The organism is Streptomyces sp. NPDC059900, assembly GCF_050270335.1.
GTDB lineage: Bacteria > Actinomycetota > Actinomycetes > Streptomycetales > Streptomycetaceae > Streptomyces.
On the sequence record NZ_JBNNJZ010000045.1, the window covers coordinates 19,786 to 34,545 of the forward strand.

The window sequence follows — 14,760 nt, forward strand, 5'->3', positions numbered from 1 at the left end:
GTAGCGAACATATGAGCCCCCCATGAATCTCCGACGGAGAGCGCGGCGTACGCTGTACAGCTGTCACCAAGCCGCCCCTGCCGCTCCCCCGCGACGTCGCGGCAGTCAAGCCGTCGACCGGGGAGTTACGGGGAATTTCGGTGCTTGAGAGTCTGGGCGCGCTGACCAGCAGCCCATGGATCTACGCGGCGGTGGCACTTTCCGTGCTCCTGGACATCGTCGTCCCCGTGCTGCCGAGCGGCGTGCTCGTCATCACGGCTGCCACGGCTGCCGCCGCGGCGGGCACGGCGGGTTCGGCGGCCGTTCCGCACGAGGTGCCCGACATCCTGGTCCTGCTGCTCTGCGCGGCCACCGCCTCCGTCCTGGGCGACCTGGCCGTCTACCGCCTCGCCCTGCGCGGCGGCGAGCGCCTGGACCGCGCCATCGCCCGTTCGCGGCGCCTGACCACCGCGCAGGAACGACTCGGCACGGCGCTCGCGCGGGGCGGCGGCATCCTCGTCGTCATCGCACGCTTCGCCCCCGCGGGCCGCTCGATCGTTTCGCTCGCGGCCGGCGCCGCGCATCGCAAGGTGCGCGAGTTCCTGCCCTGGTCGGCGCTCGCGGGCGTGGCCTGGGCGGGCTACAGCGTCGCGCTCGGCTACTTCGGCGGGCAGTGGCTCGGCGCGTCCTGGCTGGCCACGGGCGTCTCGCTGCTCGCGCTCTTCGCTGCGGGCGCGGGGGCGGCGTTCCTGGTGCGACGGCCGCGGGCGGCGGCAGCCTAGACCCTGGCCCGGCCCGGACCCGGCAGGGCTCGCCCCGGCTTACGCGGCCGGGGCTTCGTCGGCCGCCTGTCCGGCAGGCCGTGACTTGGCCCCGCGCACCTCGATCCCGGCGAGCAACTCCGCGGTGGCCTCGGCGATCGCGTCCACGGCGCGGTCGAAGACCTCGCGGTTGTGCGCGGCCGGGGCACGGAACCCCGAGACCTTGCGCACGTACTGGAGCGCGGCGGCCCGGACCTCCTCCTCGGTGGCGTCCTCGGGGATGGCTGGCGGACGGAGCGTCTTGATGCTGCGGCACATGACTCCAGCTTGCCGCGTCCGGGGCGCAAGCGGAACATCGTCGCGCCCGGGACGTAAGCGGAACGTCCCCTCGGCCCCTCGGGCGGCCCGGAGTTCGGCCCGAAGTTCACCCCACATCACGCGTGGCAGCCCTCGCACTCAAAAATCGAACAGGAGTACCATTAGCGGGTGCCTGAAACCCCTGCATACGACTTCCCTGACGACCTCCTCGCGGGTCAGGAGGAACTGCACCAGGTCCGGGCCGAACTCCTGGCCCTGCTCAAGCGGCTCCCCTGGTCCGTCACGCCCCTGGAGGGCTTCAGCGACGACCACGGCTGGCGCAAGGTGGAGCGCCCGGCTTCGCCCGGCTGGACCCCCGACGAACAAGCGGAGGTGGAGAAACTCCGCGCACGGGAGCGGGAGTTGGCTGTTTTCGTCACTTGTCACCGCTTCTGGGACCAGGTGGCGGGCCCGGACGCCGTGGCGGCCCGCGCACGGCTCAAACATGCGCACGAGAAAGCCATTGACACCGAGTGACAGCGGGCGTTGACTCCAGCTACGCCGAGGAGGTGTGGCCATGAATATATGGCTGGTCGTCCTGCTTCTCGTACTGGTCGGCCTTGGTTTCAGCCAGCCCCTCATGTGGGTGGCGGCGGCGGTGCTCCTCTACTTCATGATTCAGCAATACGACCGCGCGGGCTCGAAGAAGACCAGCGGGAGCGGCGCGGGCGCAGGCGCCGGGCCCGCAGGCGGGGCCGGCGGAGGCGGCGGGGGTGGCGGCGGAGGCGGTGGCTTCCCCAAGACCTACCGCGACTACCGCATCCGCAAGGAACGCCAGGAGCGCTGGGACCGCAGGTACCGCCGGACGCACCCCCATTCGGGCAACTGAGCGGAGTTCCGCGTCCCGGACGGGTCGGCGTCAGCCGGTCGGCGCCCCCGCGGCAAGGCCTCCGAGCATGGAGACCGCTCCCTGCGCCCCCTCGTCGACCACCGCCGTGGGAGCCGTCGGGTTGTCCGCCTTCAGCTCGCCGGTCTGCTCGTCGACGTCGAGCCCGCCGAGCATGTCCTGCACGTCCTGCGTCGTCGCCGTGACGGGGTCGAGCAGCTGCGTCGCACCACCGGCCGACGGCTGCGGCAGGGCGAAGGCGGGCGAGACGGCCCCCAGTGCGAGGCCGATGCCGACGAGGCCTGCGGCGGCCTTGGCGATCTTCACGAGACGGAATCCTTCCGGCAGGGCCCGGCAGCGGCACGACGGTCGTGCGCCCGGAGCGTCCGCAGGTCGGACACTCGATCACCCTGTCCGGATTCCACAACTCTCCGGCGCTCCCCGAGGTTCTGGCCGACCACCCGATCGATTTCACGGGTCCCGCCGAACCGCCGCCGGGCCCCCTGCCGGGCCCCCGTCGAGCTGCTGGTGGACGCCGGGTGGCCCGGCAGGAGCAGTCTCCCGCCGGGCCACCCGGTCTCGCCTCGCCGCCGGGGCGCTCAACCGCCCTGCGCGGGGCGCCGGTTGGCCGCGGCCCGCAGGCCGGCGACCGTGAGCGCCACGACAAGCAGCGCGGCCAGCGTCGCGGCCGCCGCGGAGAGGGCCGGGAGCGGCGGCGACACCCCGTCGGGGGACAGCGCGTAGGCGAGTGTCGTGGAGTCGACCCGGTCGCCCACCAAATGGCTGACGGTGAGCACACCGGCCACCAGGGTGGCCGCCACGGCCACGACCGGCGACCCGCTGAAGCACAGGGCCAGGCCCGCGAGGACGCAGACGCCGAAGACGCAGAACGCCGCGGTGAGTCCGAGGGTGGACGCGTCGGACCAGTTCAGCGGGAAATGGGCCGCCGCGCAGAGCAGCAGCAGTACGCCGGCCGCGCGACGCAGCCACACCAGGGCCGTGCTGCCCTGCGGCTGCGCTGCCGCGGCGTCCGGGGCGGACGACGGGGCGGCGGCCGCGACGGGCGGCTTGGTCGGCGCCGCGGGGACCTGGTCCCCGGCCTGCGCCTGGTGCTGCTCCGGGGCCATGGCCTCGGTGCTGTCGGCGTCCTTGCGGTCGCTCAGCCTGCCGATCAGCTGCATCAGATCCTCGACGGACCTGGTCGTGCCCGCTGCGTGCACCGCCTCGGCGCCGCTGTGCGGATCGTGCGGCGGGCGGGACAGCAGGTGAACCAGCCGGCTCACCTCGGGAATCGGCCGTTCTTCGGCGGCGTGCCGGATGGCCTCGTCCATGTGCTCGGCGGGGTGCTCCGGCGGGCCGAGGAGGTCCACCAGCTTGGTGACGTCGTCGACGGAGCGGGCCACGCAGGCCAGACGGAGCACCGAGGCTGCGGTCGGCATGCCTTCGGGCGACTGCTCCAGGAGGGTGACGAGGTCGACCACGTCGTCCAGCGGCCTGGACACCACGGCGACGCGGATCAGCTCGCCGACGGCGTCGTCGTCGATGTCCGGCGCCTTCTGCTCCGGTGGCCCGTCGTCGTCGACGGGTGGGGTCCGCTCCGGAGGAACGTCGCCGGAGACGTCGTCCGAAACGCCGGCGGCTTCGTGGTCGACCGGCTGCTGCCACGGCGCGGGCTGGTGGCGGGGCGGCGCGCCGAGCTGCGCGGTGCCCCAGTGAACCGACGTCGTCACCAGCGGTTCGCCGTTCCCGGATATGTCCCCCGCGGCAGAGAATGACTCAGCGGCCATTTTCTTTCTCCATTTCAGCGGGGCTTCCTCACCCCGCACGTGAGCGTGTATCCCGTTCTATGCACGCTTCATTCGCCCCGCCACCGGAGGAGCCGTCCGGCGGTACGTCCCGGGCCGCTCCGGACGCGGGAGAACCGGGGAGGGGAGTGCGGTCCGCGGCGCGGCATCCGCCGGGATCCGGAGGCCGGCGCGACCCGCGCCGCCGGGGCGCCGGGACCACGGCCCGGCGCACGCGGAACGCCCCGTACGGGTGGAAGGGAGGATTCCGCTGTTTCTCCGGATACTGCCGTCATGCAGTTGGGTAGCGCCCGTGTGGTGACAAACGGATACTGCAACTCGGCTTCGGCTTAGCGTGGTTACCGGGAGAGGGGGTCAAGTCCATGTCGACCAACTACGTGATCCTCGTCGTCGACGACCACAGGGACACCCTGTTCGCGCTGGAGAGCGCGCTGGCCCCTCTCGGCTACCCGCTGGTGAGCGCGACCAACGGCGACGACGCCCTCAGGGTGGTCCTGCGGGGGAACGTCGGGCTGATCCTCCTGGACGTCCGGATGCCGGGCGTGAGCGGATTAGACGTCGTGCACTATGTCCGCCGTCTGGACCAGACGAGGTCCATCCCCATCGTCCTGCTGACCGGTTTCGACGTGAGCCGCGAGGTGGCCGCCAAGGCCTTCCTGCTCGGCGTGGCCGACGTGGCCCTCAAGCCCATCGACCCGCTGACCCTGCGCACCAAGGTCCGCTATCTCTTCGAAGCCCACCGGCAGCTGAAATTGATGCAGCTGGAAATCGAGGAACTCCGGGCCCTGGTGAAGGACGGTGCCGTCGAATCGACCACCAACAGCCACTCCGAAGCACAGAGCACACCCGAGCCCCGGATTGAAACGTAAGAAGCCCCCCGGCCGAGCACGGCCGAGGGGTCAAAGGCAGGCTCTCACCTGCTACTTGTCCAGGGTGGGCGCGGACGGTTTCGAACCGCCGACATCTGCCTTGTAAGGGCAGCGCTCTACCGCTGAGCTACGCGCCCCGGATATTTCGACAGCCTACCTTGCCGGTGGCCCCGCCCCGCAAACCCGTATGGAGGCGCCCCGGAGCCCCGTGGCGGCCCGCACCCCGGAGGGCCGTCCTGCCCCGTGTGTCCGCCCGCAGCGAAGACGGCAAAGTCACGGTGCGCGGCGCGAACTAACCGACCCGTGTGTTCGTCATTAACCGGTGGGAGAATGTGACACCGGGCAGGGCGGATGACAGCACGGGAGAGGGATAGTGACGGCGACACCTTCGCAGCCGTACACACCGGATAAGTCGGGCGAGTCAGTGGTGCTGGTACCGGATGAGGATGTACGTCGCTGCGGGAGCGTGCGGCCGCTGCCCCTCCCGGAAGACGGCCGGGACCGGCAAGAGCAGCCGGACCAGACAGAGCAGCCGGTCCAGTCAGACCAGGATGGTCACCGCCGCGGTCACCGGACGCCTCGTGGCCCGCGGCGCCCCGGGTCCCCCCTCCGCGACGCCGTCACGCTCGCTCTCCTGCCCCTCCCCCTCCTCGCCCTCCCCGCCGCCTTCGCGGGCGGCGGCACCCGGCGGTGGTTCGGCGGGCGCGGGGAGAGCATGCGGGCCGACGCGCAGGCCGCCAAGGACGCGGCGGCCGCTGCCTTCTACGAACTGGACACAGCCCAGCGGGACCTGCGGATCTCCATCGAGACCATCGTCGCCGTGGACTCGACGCCCGCCGCGCAGCGGGCCGTCTCCGACTTCGAGGCGATCGGGCGGCGGATCGACGAGGTCAGCCATCAGTACATCAGCGCGGTGGACGCCCACGACCTCGACCGTGACGACCTGGAAGCCTCCGTCGCCGCCCGCGCCCGCACCGAGCTGACGCAGGCCAAGGGCGAGCTGGACAAGGCCAGGGGCGACCTGGAGCGGTTCCAGCAGGGCCTGGGCCCGCTGCTCGACAAGGCGGAGACACAGCTCGCCCGGCTCGCCCCCGCCGTCGAGCGCGCCCGGCAGACCCTCCTGGCCGCCACGAACGCCCTGGATGCCGTCCGGGCGGCCGGGCTCAAGGCCGATGACCTCGCCGCGCGCCTCGCCGCCCTCGGCCCGGAGCTGACCAAGCTCAACCAGGGCGCGGGGCAGCACGGCGTGCCGGAGACGCTCCAGCGCGCCGACCGCGTCCTGCGGGACGCCGAAGCCATCCGCGCCGAGGCCGAGCGGCTGCCCGAGCGGGCCGCCGAAATAGACCGCCGCCTGGTCTCGCTGCGCACGCGCGCGCAGGCCCTCACCACCCGCAGCGGCCAGGTCGAGCCGGTCCTCAGCGAGCTGCGGCGGCGCTTCACCGTCGCCTGCTGGCAGGACCTCCAGCACGTCCCCGACCAGGCCGCGGAGAACGTACGACAGGCGGAGGTCAAGCTCGGGGAAGCCCGACAGGCGCGCGAGGAGCAGCGCTGGCCGGACGCCACATCGCTGCTCTCGACGGTCCGCGCCCTGCTGAACTCGACGGACGAGGCGGTATCGGCCGCGGGCGACCGGCTCCAGCGGCTCAACGCGGTGTCGAAGGACCCCCAGCAGGAGATCGATCGCACCCGCTTCGCGATCCGTGACGCCCAGCGCCTGGCCATGGCGGGGCGCCAGACCCCGGAGCAGCGGCACGCACGGCCGCTGGACGAGTCCGTGGCCCGCCTGGACCGCGCGGTGTCCTCCCTGGAGGGCCGCCACCCGGACTACTGGCACTTCCTGACCGAGACCGAAGCCGTGCGGCAGACGGTGGCGCGGGTGGTCTCCCAGATCCGGGAGGAGCGGGGGCAAGGGGCGTAGGGCCCGGCGACGGCGGCCCGGAGAGGGCGGCCCGGCTTTCCGCTGGTTGGCGGTCCGCGGTCCGGGGGCGGATCCTTGAGGTACGTACGCCGACGTCACCCCACGCGGGTGAAGGCGATCGGCGTCCGCCGCGGCACCGTACGGAATCCGCCGCAGCACCGTACAGAAGCGGCCTCCGCGCGCACCCAAGGGAGGCGGACATGGCCACGCATGTACTTCACTCGGGGATGAAGCGCCCCGGCCGACGTGTCACGTTCAACGAACACCTGCCCGTCGACCACCGCCTCAGCACGATCTACCGCGTCGGCGCGGGCCTGATGGGACTCGTCCTGCTCGCGTTCGGCATCCTCGGTCTGATCGACAAGATCGGCTTCTTCGACACCGGGGGCGACACCGTCGCCGGTCTGAACACCAACGGCGCGCTGAGCGTCCTGTCGATCTGCGTCGGCCTGCTGCTTTTCGCCGGCATGGTGATCGGCGGCAACTTCGCCTCGACGCTCAACATGGTCCTGGGCTGCGCCTTCGTCCTCAGCGGCTTCGTCAACCTCGCCATCCTCGACACCGGCCTGAACTTCCTGGCCTTCCGCATGCCGAACGTCCTGTTCAGCTTCGTGGTGGGCCTGCTTCTGATGATCTTCGGCATGTACGGGAGGGTCGGCTCGGCCCTGCCGCACGACAACCCGTACTGGAAGGCACGCCACCCCGAGCAGGTGCGGCACGCCGAGAGCGGGCGGGCGCGGCACGTGGAGAGCGTCGGGAGCGGGCAGGCCCGTGAGGTTCCCCGTGGGGCCCAGAAGGCCGTGACGCGGCACCGTCCTGAGCGTGCGGACCAACCCTGAGCAGGCACGTCGCACGCGCTGTGCGAGCCTAGGTGGCATGTCGGACCTCACCACTGCCTTCAGTAAAGCCCTGCGGACCCGGCGCCTGGTCGCCATCGTGCGCGGCACCGACGCGGAGGCCTCCTTCCGGACGGTCATGGCGCTCGTCGAATCCGGTGTGCCGCTCGTGGAGGTATCCCTCAGCGGCGCCGACACCCCGGGCGTCCTGCGCCGGGCCCGCGCCGAACTGGGCGACGACGCCTGGCTGGGCGCGGGCACGGTCCTCACCGCGGACGACGCGCGGCTGGCCGCGGACGCGGGGGCGAACCTGATCGTGACGCCGGGGCTCGGCGCCGGGGTGGACGAGGCCCTGCGGCGGGAACTGCCCGTCGCCGCCGGGGTGCTGACCCCCACCGACGTGATCGCGGCGAGCGCGTCGGGCGCGACCGCCCTGAAGATCTTCCCCGCGTCGGCGATGGGCGGGCCCGCGTATCTCAAGGCGCTGCGGGCCCCCTTCCCCGACCTGCCCTTCGTACCGGTGGGCGGCGTGGACGCGGCAGCCGCCGAGGAGTATCTGGCGCTCGGCGCGGTCGCCGTGGGCGTCGGCTCCCCGCTCATCGGGGACGCCGCTGACGGCGGCGACCTGGACGCGCTGCGCAGGCGCGCGGCGGAGTTCGTGGCGGTCACGGGAGCGGGCCGATGAGCGGCACGCACCCCGGGGCCGGCGCCTCTGACGTGCTGACCCTGGGCGAATCCATGGTCGCCCTGCGCGGCAGCGGCCCGCTCAAGCTGGGCGGATCGATGGACGTCTCCATCGCGGGCGCCGAGTCGAACGTGGCCATCGGCCTCGCCCGGCTCGGTCACACGGCGCGGTGGGCGGGCGCCGTCGGCGACGACGAGGCGGGCGAGTTGGTGCTGCGCACGCTGCGTGCCGAGGGGGTCGACGTCAGCGGGGCGTCCCGTGACGAGGACGCGCCCACGGGGCTGATCCTCTTCGAACCGCGGCTGCCCGAAGTGACCCGCGTGCACTACTACCGCGCGGGCTCCGCCGGTTCGCGCCTGGCGGCGTCCGCGGTCGAGCGCGCCTTCGCCGCTGCCGGCGCGCCCCGCGTCCTGCACCTCACCGGCATCACCCCGGCCCTCGGCCCGGCCGCCCTCGACGCCTGCCGCCGCGCCCTCGAACTGGCCGGGGAGCACGGCACGACGGTCTGCCTCGACGTCAACTTCCGCTCACGGCTGTGGAGCGAGAAGGAGTCCGCCGCGGTCATGCGGTCCTGGATTCCGTACGTCGATGTCCTCATCGCCTCGGACGACGAACTGCCGCTGTGCGCACCGGAGACGGCCGTCGTCGAGACCTCTGCCCTCGCCGGGGGGCTCCTGGCGCAGGGCGTGCGCGAGGTCGTCGTCAAGCTCGGTGCCGACGGGGCGACGGCGTACACCGCCGGGGGCGAACTGCACGCGCCCGCGCGGCCGGTGCGTGCGGTGGACGCCGTGGGCGCCGGGGACGCGTTCGTCGCCGGGTACCTGTCGGCGCTGCTCGACGAGGCCGACGTGGCGGGGCGCCTCGACCGTGCGGTCACGACGGGCGCGTTCGCCGTGGCGTCGCACGGGGACTGGGAGGGGGCGCCTACGCGGGCCGAGCTGGGGTTGCTGGGGGCGGGGGCGGGGACCGTCGTGCGGTGACGCTGCGCTGGCCTGTGCGGTGATTCCGTGCCGCGGGGGGCTGGTCTTGCCGTTTCCCCGCGGGTCGGTGGGGCTTCTCGCGCAGTTCCCCGCGCCCCTTACGGGGCGCTCGTTGCGGCGTGCCCCGCGCCCCCTGACGGGGCGCTCGTTGCGCCGTTCCCTGTGTCCCCTGACGGGGGCGTCCCCGTCACCCGCAGCAGCCCCCGCCGCAGCAGCCGCCCCCGGTGGACTGGGCGGGGGCGGAGGCTGAGGTTGTGCCGCCTACTGCCACCGTTGACAGCAGCTTCACCGTGTCCTCGTGGCCTGCGGGGCAGGTCGCGGGGGCGGCGGACTCGGCCATCGGGCGGCTCAGCTCAAAGGTGTCGCCGCAGGAACGGCAGCGGTACTCGTATCGAGGCATGGGCCAAGGCTAGCGGCAGCGGGCCGAGCGGAGGTCAGACCCCGGCCGTAGGGTGCCGGTGGAGGAATCGCCGCAGGATCTCCTCCCCCGCCGCCACGCCCCGCTCCGGCAGCACCGTGAGCCCCGGCGCCGTCCAGCCCGTGTCGGCAAGCTCGCCGTGCCCGGGGCGCCACGAGCGGTCGGCGGCGAGCAGCAGATCGGCGTCGAGGAGCGAGTCACCGGCGGCGAGTATCTCGTCCGCGCCGATACGCCGGGCCACCTCACGCACCGCCGCGCTCTTGGTCAGCGGCTTCGGCACGGCGTAGATCTTGCGGCCCTGCAACGAGACGGTCCAGCCGCGGCTCTCCGCCCACGCGGCGAGCTCCTTGACCCACCCTTCCGGCAGCAGCGCGCGCTCGACGACCAGATAGGCGAAGAGGTCCTCGGCCACCCGCTCCTTCAGGAGCCAGGCCGGATCGGCGGCACGCACCATGTGCGCGCGGACCTCGTCGAGGGACGCGCACTCGGCGGCGAGACGCCGGTCGACAGCCGCCCGCCACCCGGCGTCGGAGACGCCGTCGACCAGCAGGTGCCCGCCGTTGGCGCAGATCGCGAACTTCGGCGCGGGGCCCGGCAGATGGATGCGGCCGTACTGCTCGCGGGTGCGCGTGGTCGTCGGCACGAAGACCGTGCCGCGCCCCACCTCGTCGAGCAGACCCGCGGCGGTCTCGGTGACGTACGACAGCGGCTTGCTCTCGTACACCTCGACGCACAGCAGGCGCGGCGCATCGGCGTCGGGCATGGTCAGGCCGAGGGCGGCGGCGGAGTAGATGAGGGTGCGGTCGAGGTCGCTGGCGACCAGCACCGTCCGGGACGTGCTCACTTGGCGGCCACCGCCTTGACTACCGCCTTGCCGTCCGTGCCGGTGGCACCGCGCGTGAACTTCGGGTGGATCAACCCGACGCAGGTGTAGGGGAGTTCGGCCACTTCCTCCACCGGCACACCGCGCTGCTCCGCGAGGAGCCGTACGTGATCGAGGTCGGCCCCCGCCCCCGCGCGCGCCAGGATCTTCCAGGGGACGCGACGAAGGAGGACGCGTGTCGTCTCGCCGACGCCCGGCTTGACCAGGTTCACGTCGTGGATGCCGTACTCCTCGCTGATCCGCTCGACGGCGGCCCAGCCCTCCCAGGTCGGGGCCCGGTCAGAGGAGAGCAGTTCCTTGACCCGGATGTCGACGGCGTCGGTCACCTCGTCGAAGCGGGCCGTGATGGCGTCGAGGAAGTCGACGGACACGTCCGTGCCGGCGAGTTCGCGGTAGAACTTCGCGCCGTGGAAGTCGTCGGGTCCGACCAGGTCCGCGCGCAGGACCGTGCGCGATATGAGCCCGGAGACCGTCGAGTTGAGGCAGGCGGAGGGGATGAGGAAGTCCTCGCGGGTGCCGTAGGTGCGGACACAGGAGCCGGGGTCGGCGAGCACGGCGATCTCGGGGTTGAAGCCGGTGGGCCCGCCGGCCTCCTCGAACTCCCGCACCGCTTCGGCGAGTTCGCGCGTGATGGCGCCCTTGCCCGTCCAGCCGTCGACGAAGACGACGTCGGCCGTGTCGTGGTGGGCGGCGAGCCAGCGCAGGGCGTTGGCGTCGATGCCCCGGCCGCGCACGATCGACACGGCGTAGTGCGGCAGGTCGAGGCCGTGCCGGTACTGGGCCCAGCGCCGCATCAGTACGCCCACGGGAGTGCCCGCGCGGGCCAGCGAGACCAGGACCGGGCGGGAAGAGCGCTCGGCGAGCACGGTCTCGGTGACGGTGCCGACGGCCTGCGCGATGCGCGCGGCGGAAGTGCCGAGGGCGGCCCGGAACAGCTCCTGGTACTGCGGGCTCGGCTGGTACTCGACCGGCAGCGACTCGGCGTAGTGCGCGCCCCCGCTCTGGATCGCCTCCTCGCGCTCCTCGGTGGGCGCTTCGAGCCGCACGTCCGAGAGGTCCTGGAGCAGCCAGCCGACGTCTTCGGCCGCGTACGAGGAGAAGTCGGGGCCGCGGAGGGGCTCGGGCAGCATGGAGGGCCTTTCGGGGGTGTGCTCGGCGAGTTCTGCGGGGGCGCGCCCGGGGACGTACGAGGGCACTACGGCGAGCAGTACCTGCGGAGTGTGCGCGGCGAGCTGGGCAAGCAGGCCGCCGGGGGCGTGGAGTTCGGGGCGGTCGGCCACGGAGTCGACCACGAGGACGATCGCGTCGAAGCCGCCGCCCGCGACGTTGTACGCGTACCTCTCGCCGGGTCCGTCGGCGGGCGCGTCGTGCGCGGGGAAGACGAGGCGGCTGCGGATGGCGTAGCCGGGGTCGTCGACGGCGAGCACGGGCGAGCGGGTGGTGGTGGAGTAGCGCACCTCGGCGGCACCGGCGGGCAGCCGCTCTTCCAGGGCCTTTCCGAGGGCCAGCGGCGCGTACATCAGTTCCTCGAAGCCGAGGACGAGGATGCGTGAGCGGTCGGGGGCAGGGGCGGACCCCGTGACGGGAGCCAGCGCCCGCGCGACGCGGTCCGCCATGCCCGGAAGCGCCGCGTCGAGCGCCGCCCGGTGCGCGGGCGCGAAGCCGTGGCGCCCGCCGTCCGGCACCCCGGCGGGCCAGCCGATGTCGACCCGGCCGACCGAGCCGGCTTCCCCGCGCGGCGCGGGGAGCGCCGACGCCTCGTACTCCTCGACCAGCGCCTGCCCCTTCTCCAGGACCCCGTCCGGCAGGCTCACCGTGCCGGACGCCGTCGTGATCAGGTCGACCCGCGCGCCGATCTCGCGGGCGAAACCGGCCAGGCGGCCCTGGTCCTGCGGGGAGCGCATGTCGACGAGCGCCACGATGACGTACCGGTCGCGGGGGTGCAGCTCGTGCAGTGCGCGGATCGTGTTGAGGACGGTGTTGCCGGTGGAGAACTCGTCGTCGACGAGGACCAGCGGGCCGTCCCCGGTGAGCAGCCGGGGGTCCTCGGGGAGCAGCAGGTGCGAGGTGGCGTGCGAGTGGGACTCCTCGAAGCCGCCCGCCCGGCGCACTCCGTCGACCGGGCGGCGCGTGGAGTGCAGGTAGGGCGCGAGACCGATGCCGTCCGCAACGCAGTGGCCGAGGCCCGTCGCCGTCTCCGCGTACCCGAGGACGACCGCGCGCCGGGCCTCCGCGTCGCCCAGGAGCGCGCGCGCCCGGACGCCGAGGTCGTGCCCGGCCGCGTAAACGACGGAGGGCAGCTGCGGCACATGCTTGCCCAGGACGTTCGACACCAGGAGGTGCGCCCGCTTCGGGTTGCGGCGCAGGGCGAGGCCGAGCAGGTCGCTCAGCCCCGGGTCCCCGGCCAACTCCACGCCGAGCCGCTCGGCGACCCACGTCCCTGACCACACCACGTCGTCGTTCACAGTCCTCGCACAGTCCTTAGGTTCCTTGGGTTCTTTCGTACTTACGTTCTTCGTCGTCGGCCGGGAGCCCGGCACGGCGGCGGTCAGCCGGAGAGCCCGGCGGAGAGCAGCTCCACGAAGCCGATGTCCTCGCGCGCGACGCCGAACACCTCGGCGCGCCTGAGGGTCCGCTCGGCCCATGCGCGGTGCGGCTTCACCTCGTTCATCTTGTTCGTGTACGCCGAGCGCATGACCCCGCCGCCGTCCCGCTCGGGGCGCAGGATGTCCTCGGCGTCGCTGAATTCCTCGTGGGTGACGACCGAGAGTGCGTGCACGGGCAGGACGTGCGAGGGGTGGATGCAGGTCTTGCCGAGCAGGCCGTTGGCCCGGTCGAGCTCGATCTCGCGCAGCAGCCCGTCGATGTCGTGCTCGATGAGCGCCTGCCTCAGCTCCTCCGCCCGGCCCTCCAGGAAGGGGCTCCGGCGCAGCTGCGGCTTGAACATCCGCTCCTGGACGCGGAAGTACTCCCACACGGGTCCGGTCACGGTGAAGCCGGTGCCGTCGGCCCGGCCGAGGCGGTTGACCACGTCGGCGATGACCGAGGCCACGATGTGGACGTCGTAGGCGGTCATGTGCGGGGGCCTGCGCAGTCCGTACGCCGAGCAGAAGTCGGTGACCCCGAGTCGCAGCGCGAGCACCCGCTCGCGGTACTTGTCGACGGTGCGGGCGATCCCGGCGAGGGTCTCGGCGCGGCTCTCCAGGTGCAGCAGCTCGGGCGATTCGAGGACGGGCATCGCGAAGAGCCGCCGGCCGGTCGCGGCCTCCGCCGCGGCGAGCGACTCCAGGAAGGCGACGCCGCGCTCCTCGGTGAATTTGGGCAGTACGAATCCGGACAGCAGACGGATGGCGGAGCCGAGGCGGTCCGCGATGTCGGTTATCTGCTCGGGGTCCCGGACGCGGATGAACAGGAGCGGCGGTTGCGGACCGTCCCCCGTGGCGCCGTCCCGGTCCGCGGCGTTCCGCGCGGCGAGGTCGGCGAACTGTCTGACCAGGTTCTCCTCGGCGCCGATGACCTCGGCGTCGTCGATCGAGTCCTCGAGGCAGAGCACCATCGAGATCACGCCACGTCCGGCCTGCTTCAGGATGTCGTCGGCGAGGCGGGGGCGCGTGGCGGGGCTGTAGAGCGTGGCCCCGAGTGCGGCGGCGAGCAGAAGCGGGGAGGAGTCCGCAGTGAAGGAGCAGGGCTCCCGATGAAAGAGACGCTGTCGCACCTCTGGGGCTATATGCCCGAAATGACGCATGATTTCCCCTGTACTCGTCGGCGCGACCCGACGTGATGTGGCCGGTAATAGTACGTAGGGACGGGTGTCAAGGGTTCCCCATGGGCATGAAATTCAGGTAACCCGGCCGTGTCGGACACACGGGCCACACACCGTCACCCCCGCGTTGTCCCGCTCAAACCCGGGAAGGCAGGATGACCGCATGACGCACGCGATGTTGAAGGGGTCGAACGTCCCGCTCGAAGCCACGGCCGTCCGCGCAGTGCTGCGCTGGACCCCCGGGCAGGGCGTCCCGGACGTCGACGCGTCGGCCCTGTTGCTCGGCGCCGACGGCCGCGTGCGGTCCGACGAGGACTTCGTCTTCTACAACCAGCCGCGCCATCCGTCGGACAAGGTCTGGCGGCTCGGCAAGAAGCGCGTGACCGGGGGCCTCTCCGAGGGCTCGACCGACACGATCCAGACGGACCTGGCGGGCCTGGACCCCGCGGTGAGCCGGGTCCTGCTGGTCGCGTCCGCCGACGACACCGCCTTCAAGCACGTACGCGCCCTGCGCATCCTGCTGTACGACGCCGGAGCGGGCGAAGCCGAACCGCTGGCCTACTTCGACATCACCCCGCAGACGGGCGACGAGACCGCCCTCATCTGCGGCGAGCTCTACCGCCGCGGCGACGTCTGGAAGTTCCGCGCCCTCGGCGAGGGATATCTGAACGGCCTGGAGG

At 72.6% G+C, this 14,760-nt stretch carries 16 protein-coding genes and 1 tRNA gene; 9 read left to right on the forward strand and 8 right to left on the reverse strand.

Annotated elements, in window-relative coordinates; all coding sequences use genetic code 11:
- Window positions 1-140: 140 nt before the first annotated feature.
- Complete coding sequence (locus tag ACQKIP_RS09975; RefSeq protein WP_365852297.1) at window positions 141-761, forward strand: DedA family protein; 621 nt, start codon at window positions 141-143, stop codon at window positions 759-761.
- A 39-nt stretch (window positions 762-800) separates the two neighbouring features.
- On the opposite strand, the gene ACQKIP_RS09980 is transcribed toward ACQKIP_RS09975, so the two are convergent.
- On the reverse strand, window positions 801-1,058 hold the full coding sequence (locus ACQKIP_RS09980; RefSeq protein ID WP_365852295.1) for a DUF2277 domain-containing protein: 258 nt from the start codon (window positions 1,056-1,058) through the stop codon (window positions 801-803).
- Between the two features lie 168 nt (window positions 1,059-1,226).
- On the opposite strand from ACQKIP_RS09980, the gene ACQKIP_RS09985 reads away from it, so the two are divergent.
- Window positions 1,227-1,574 carry a hypothetical protein gene (locus tag ACQKIP_RS09985; protein WP_365852293.1) on the forward strand — a complete coding sequence of 116 codons (348 nt, stop codon included), beginning with the start codon at window positions 1,227-1,229 and terminating at the stop codon, window positions 1,572-1,574.
- Window positions 1,575-1,614: 40 nt separating this feature from the next.
- Window positions 1,615-1,926, forward strand: a complete 312-nt coding sequence (locus tag ACQKIP_RS09990) for a hypothetical protein (RefSeq protein WP_365852291.1) — start codon at window positions 1,615-1,617, stop codon at window positions 1,924-1,926.
- Between the two features lie 30 nt (window positions 1,927-1,956).
- On the opposite strand, the gene ACQKIP_RS09995 is transcribed toward ACQKIP_RS09990, so the two are convergent.
- Together ACQKIP_RS09995 and ACQKIP_RS10000 are read right to left on the reverse strand one after the other, a co-directional pair.
- Complete coding sequence (locus ACQKIP_RS09995; protein ID WP_365852289.1) at window positions 1,957-2,250, reverse strand: DUF4179 domain-containing protein; 294 nt, start codon at window positions 2,248-2,250, stop codon at window positions 1,957-1,959.
- Between the two features lie 272 nt (window positions 2,251-2,522).
- Window positions 2,523-3,710, reverse strand: coding sequence for a hypothetical protein (locus ACQKIP_RS10000; protein WP_365852287.1), 1,188 nt, complete (start codon window positions 3,708-3,710; stop codon window positions 2,523-2,525).
- A 380-nt stretch (window positions 3,711-4,090) separates the two neighbouring features.
- Here ACQKIP_RS10000 and ACQKIP_RS10005 point away from each other — a divergent pair, with 380 nt between their 5' ends.
- Window positions 4,091-4,597, forward strand: a complete 507-nt coding sequence (locus ACQKIP_RS10005) for a response regulator (RefSeq protein WP_365852285.1) — start codon at window positions 4,091-4,093, stop codon at window positions 4,595-4,597.
- Between the two features lie 65 nt (window positions 4,598-4,662).
- Here ACQKIP_RS10005 and ACQKIP_RS10010 read toward each other — a convergent pair.
- A tRNA-Val gene (locus ACQKIP_RS10010) sits at window positions 4,663-4,734 on the reverse strand.
- 329 nt (window positions 4,735-5,063) lie between these two features.
- Between ACQKIP_RS10010 and ACQKIP_RS10015 the strand changes: the two genes are divergently transcribed.
- From ACQKIP_RS10015 to ACQKIP_RS10030, 4 genes are all read left to right on the forward strand, one after another.
- Complete coding sequence (locus ACQKIP_RS10015; protein ID WP_427742739.1) at window positions 5,064-6,515, forward strand: hypothetical protein; 1,452 nt, start codon at window positions 5,064-5,066, stop codon at window positions 6,513-6,515.
- 200 nt (window positions 6,516-6,715) lie between these two features.
- The gene (locus ACQKIP_RS10020; protein WP_365852283.1) at window positions 6,716-7,354 is read left to right on the forward strand and encodes a DUF4383 domain-containing protein; all 639 of its coding nucleotides are present in this window, start codon (window positions 6,716-6,718) and stop codon (window positions 7,352-7,354) included.
- Window positions 7,355-7,391: 37 nt separating this feature from the next.
- A complete protein-coding gene (locus ACQKIP_RS10025) occupies window positions 7,392-8,036 on the forward strand; it encodes a bifunctional 4-hydroxy-2-oxoglutarate aldolase/2-dehydro-3-deoxy-phosphogluconate aldolase (protein ID WP_365852281.1) in 645 nt (214 codons plus the stop codon).
- Window positions 8,033-9,016, forward strand: a complete 984-nt coding sequence (locus ACQKIP_RS10030; RefSeq protein WP_365852279.1) for a sugar kinase — start codon at window positions 8,033-8,035, stop codon at window positions 9,014-9,016. Before ACQKIP_RS10025 ends, ACQKIP_RS10030 begins: the two co-directional genes overlap by 4 nt.
- A gap of 187 nt (window positions 9,017-9,203) precedes the next feature.
- Here ACQKIP_RS10030 and ACQKIP_RS10035 read toward each other — a convergent pair whose 3' ends face one another.
- The 4 genes from ACQKIP_RS10035 to ACQKIP_RS10050 form a co-directional block, all read right to left on the reverse strand.
- Complete coding sequence (locus ACQKIP_RS10035) at window positions 9,204-9,416, reverse strand: FmdB family zinc ribbon protein (RefSeq protein WP_365852277.1); 213 nt, start codon at window positions 9,414-9,416, stop codon at window positions 9,204-9,206.
- Between the two features lie 34 nt (window positions 9,417-9,450).
- The gene (locus ACQKIP_RS10040; RefSeq protein ID WP_427742742.1) at window positions 9,451-10,278 is read right to left on the reverse strand and encodes an HAD family hydrolase; all 828 of its coding nucleotides are present in this window, start codon (window positions 10,276-10,278) and stop codon (window positions 9,451-9,453) included.
- A complete protein-coding gene (locus tag ACQKIP_RS10045) occupies window positions 10,275-12,782 on the reverse strand; it encodes a phosphoribosyltransferase (protein WP_365852275.1) in 2,508 nt (835 codons plus the stop codon). The genes ACQKIP_RS10040 and ACQKIP_RS10045 overlap by 4 nt, the downstream gene beginning before the upstream one ends.
- Window positions 12,783-12,865: 83 nt before the next feature.
- A complete protein-coding gene (locus ACQKIP_RS10050; RefSeq protein ID WP_365852273.1) occupies window positions 12,866-14,062 on the reverse strand; it encodes an HpcH/HpaI aldolase/citrate lyase family protein in 1,197 nt (398 codons plus the stop codon).
- A 181-nt stretch (window positions 14,063-14,243) separates the two neighbouring features.
- On the opposite strand from ACQKIP_RS10050, the gene ACQKIP_RS10055 reads away from it, so the two are divergent.
- The coding region (locus ACQKIP_RS10055) for a TerD family protein (RefSeq protein WP_427742743.1) at window positions 14,244-14,760 on the forward strand (517 nt) is incomplete at its 3' end.

Bases quoted from the DNA above. Each gene is read 5' to 3' on its own strand.
- ACQKIP_RS09990 (WP_365852291.1), top strand. From the start codon at position 1,615: ATGAATATATGGCTGGTCGTCCTGCTTCTCGTACTGGTCGGCCTTGGT.
- ACQKIP_RS10000 (WP_365852287.1), bottom strand. From the start codon at position 3,710: ATGGCCGCTGAGTCATTCTCTGCCGCGGGGGACATATCCGGGAACGGC.
- ACQKIP_RS10050 (WP_365852273.1), bottom strand. From the start codon at position 14,062: ATGCGTCATTTCGGGCATATAGCCCCAGAGGTGCGACAGCGTCTCTTT.
- ACQKIP_RS09980 (WP_365852295.1), bottom strand. From the start codon at position 1,058: ATGTGCCGCAGCATCAAGACGCTCCGTCCGCCAGCCATCCCCGAGGAC.
- ACQKIP_RS10035 (WP_365852277.1), bottom strand. From the start codon at position 9,416: ATGCCTCGATACGAGTACCGCTGCCGTTCCTGCGGCGACACCTTTGAG.
- ACQKIP_RS10020 (WP_365852283.1), top strand. From the start codon at position 6,716: ATGGCCACGCATGTACTTCACTCGGGGATGAAGCGCCCCGGCCGACGT.
- ACQKIP_RS10030 (WP_365852279.1), top strand. From the start codon at position 8,033: ATGAGCGGCACGCACCCCGGGGCCGGCGCCTCTGACGTGCTGACCCTG.
- ACQKIP_RS10025 (WP_365852281.1), top strand. From the start codon at position 7,392: ATGTCGGACCTCACCACTGCCTTCAGTAAAGCCCTGCGGACCCGGCGC.
- ACQKIP_RS10005 (WP_365852285.1), top strand. From the start codon at position 4,091: ATGTCGACCAACTACGTGATCCTCGTCGTCGACGACCACAGGGACACC.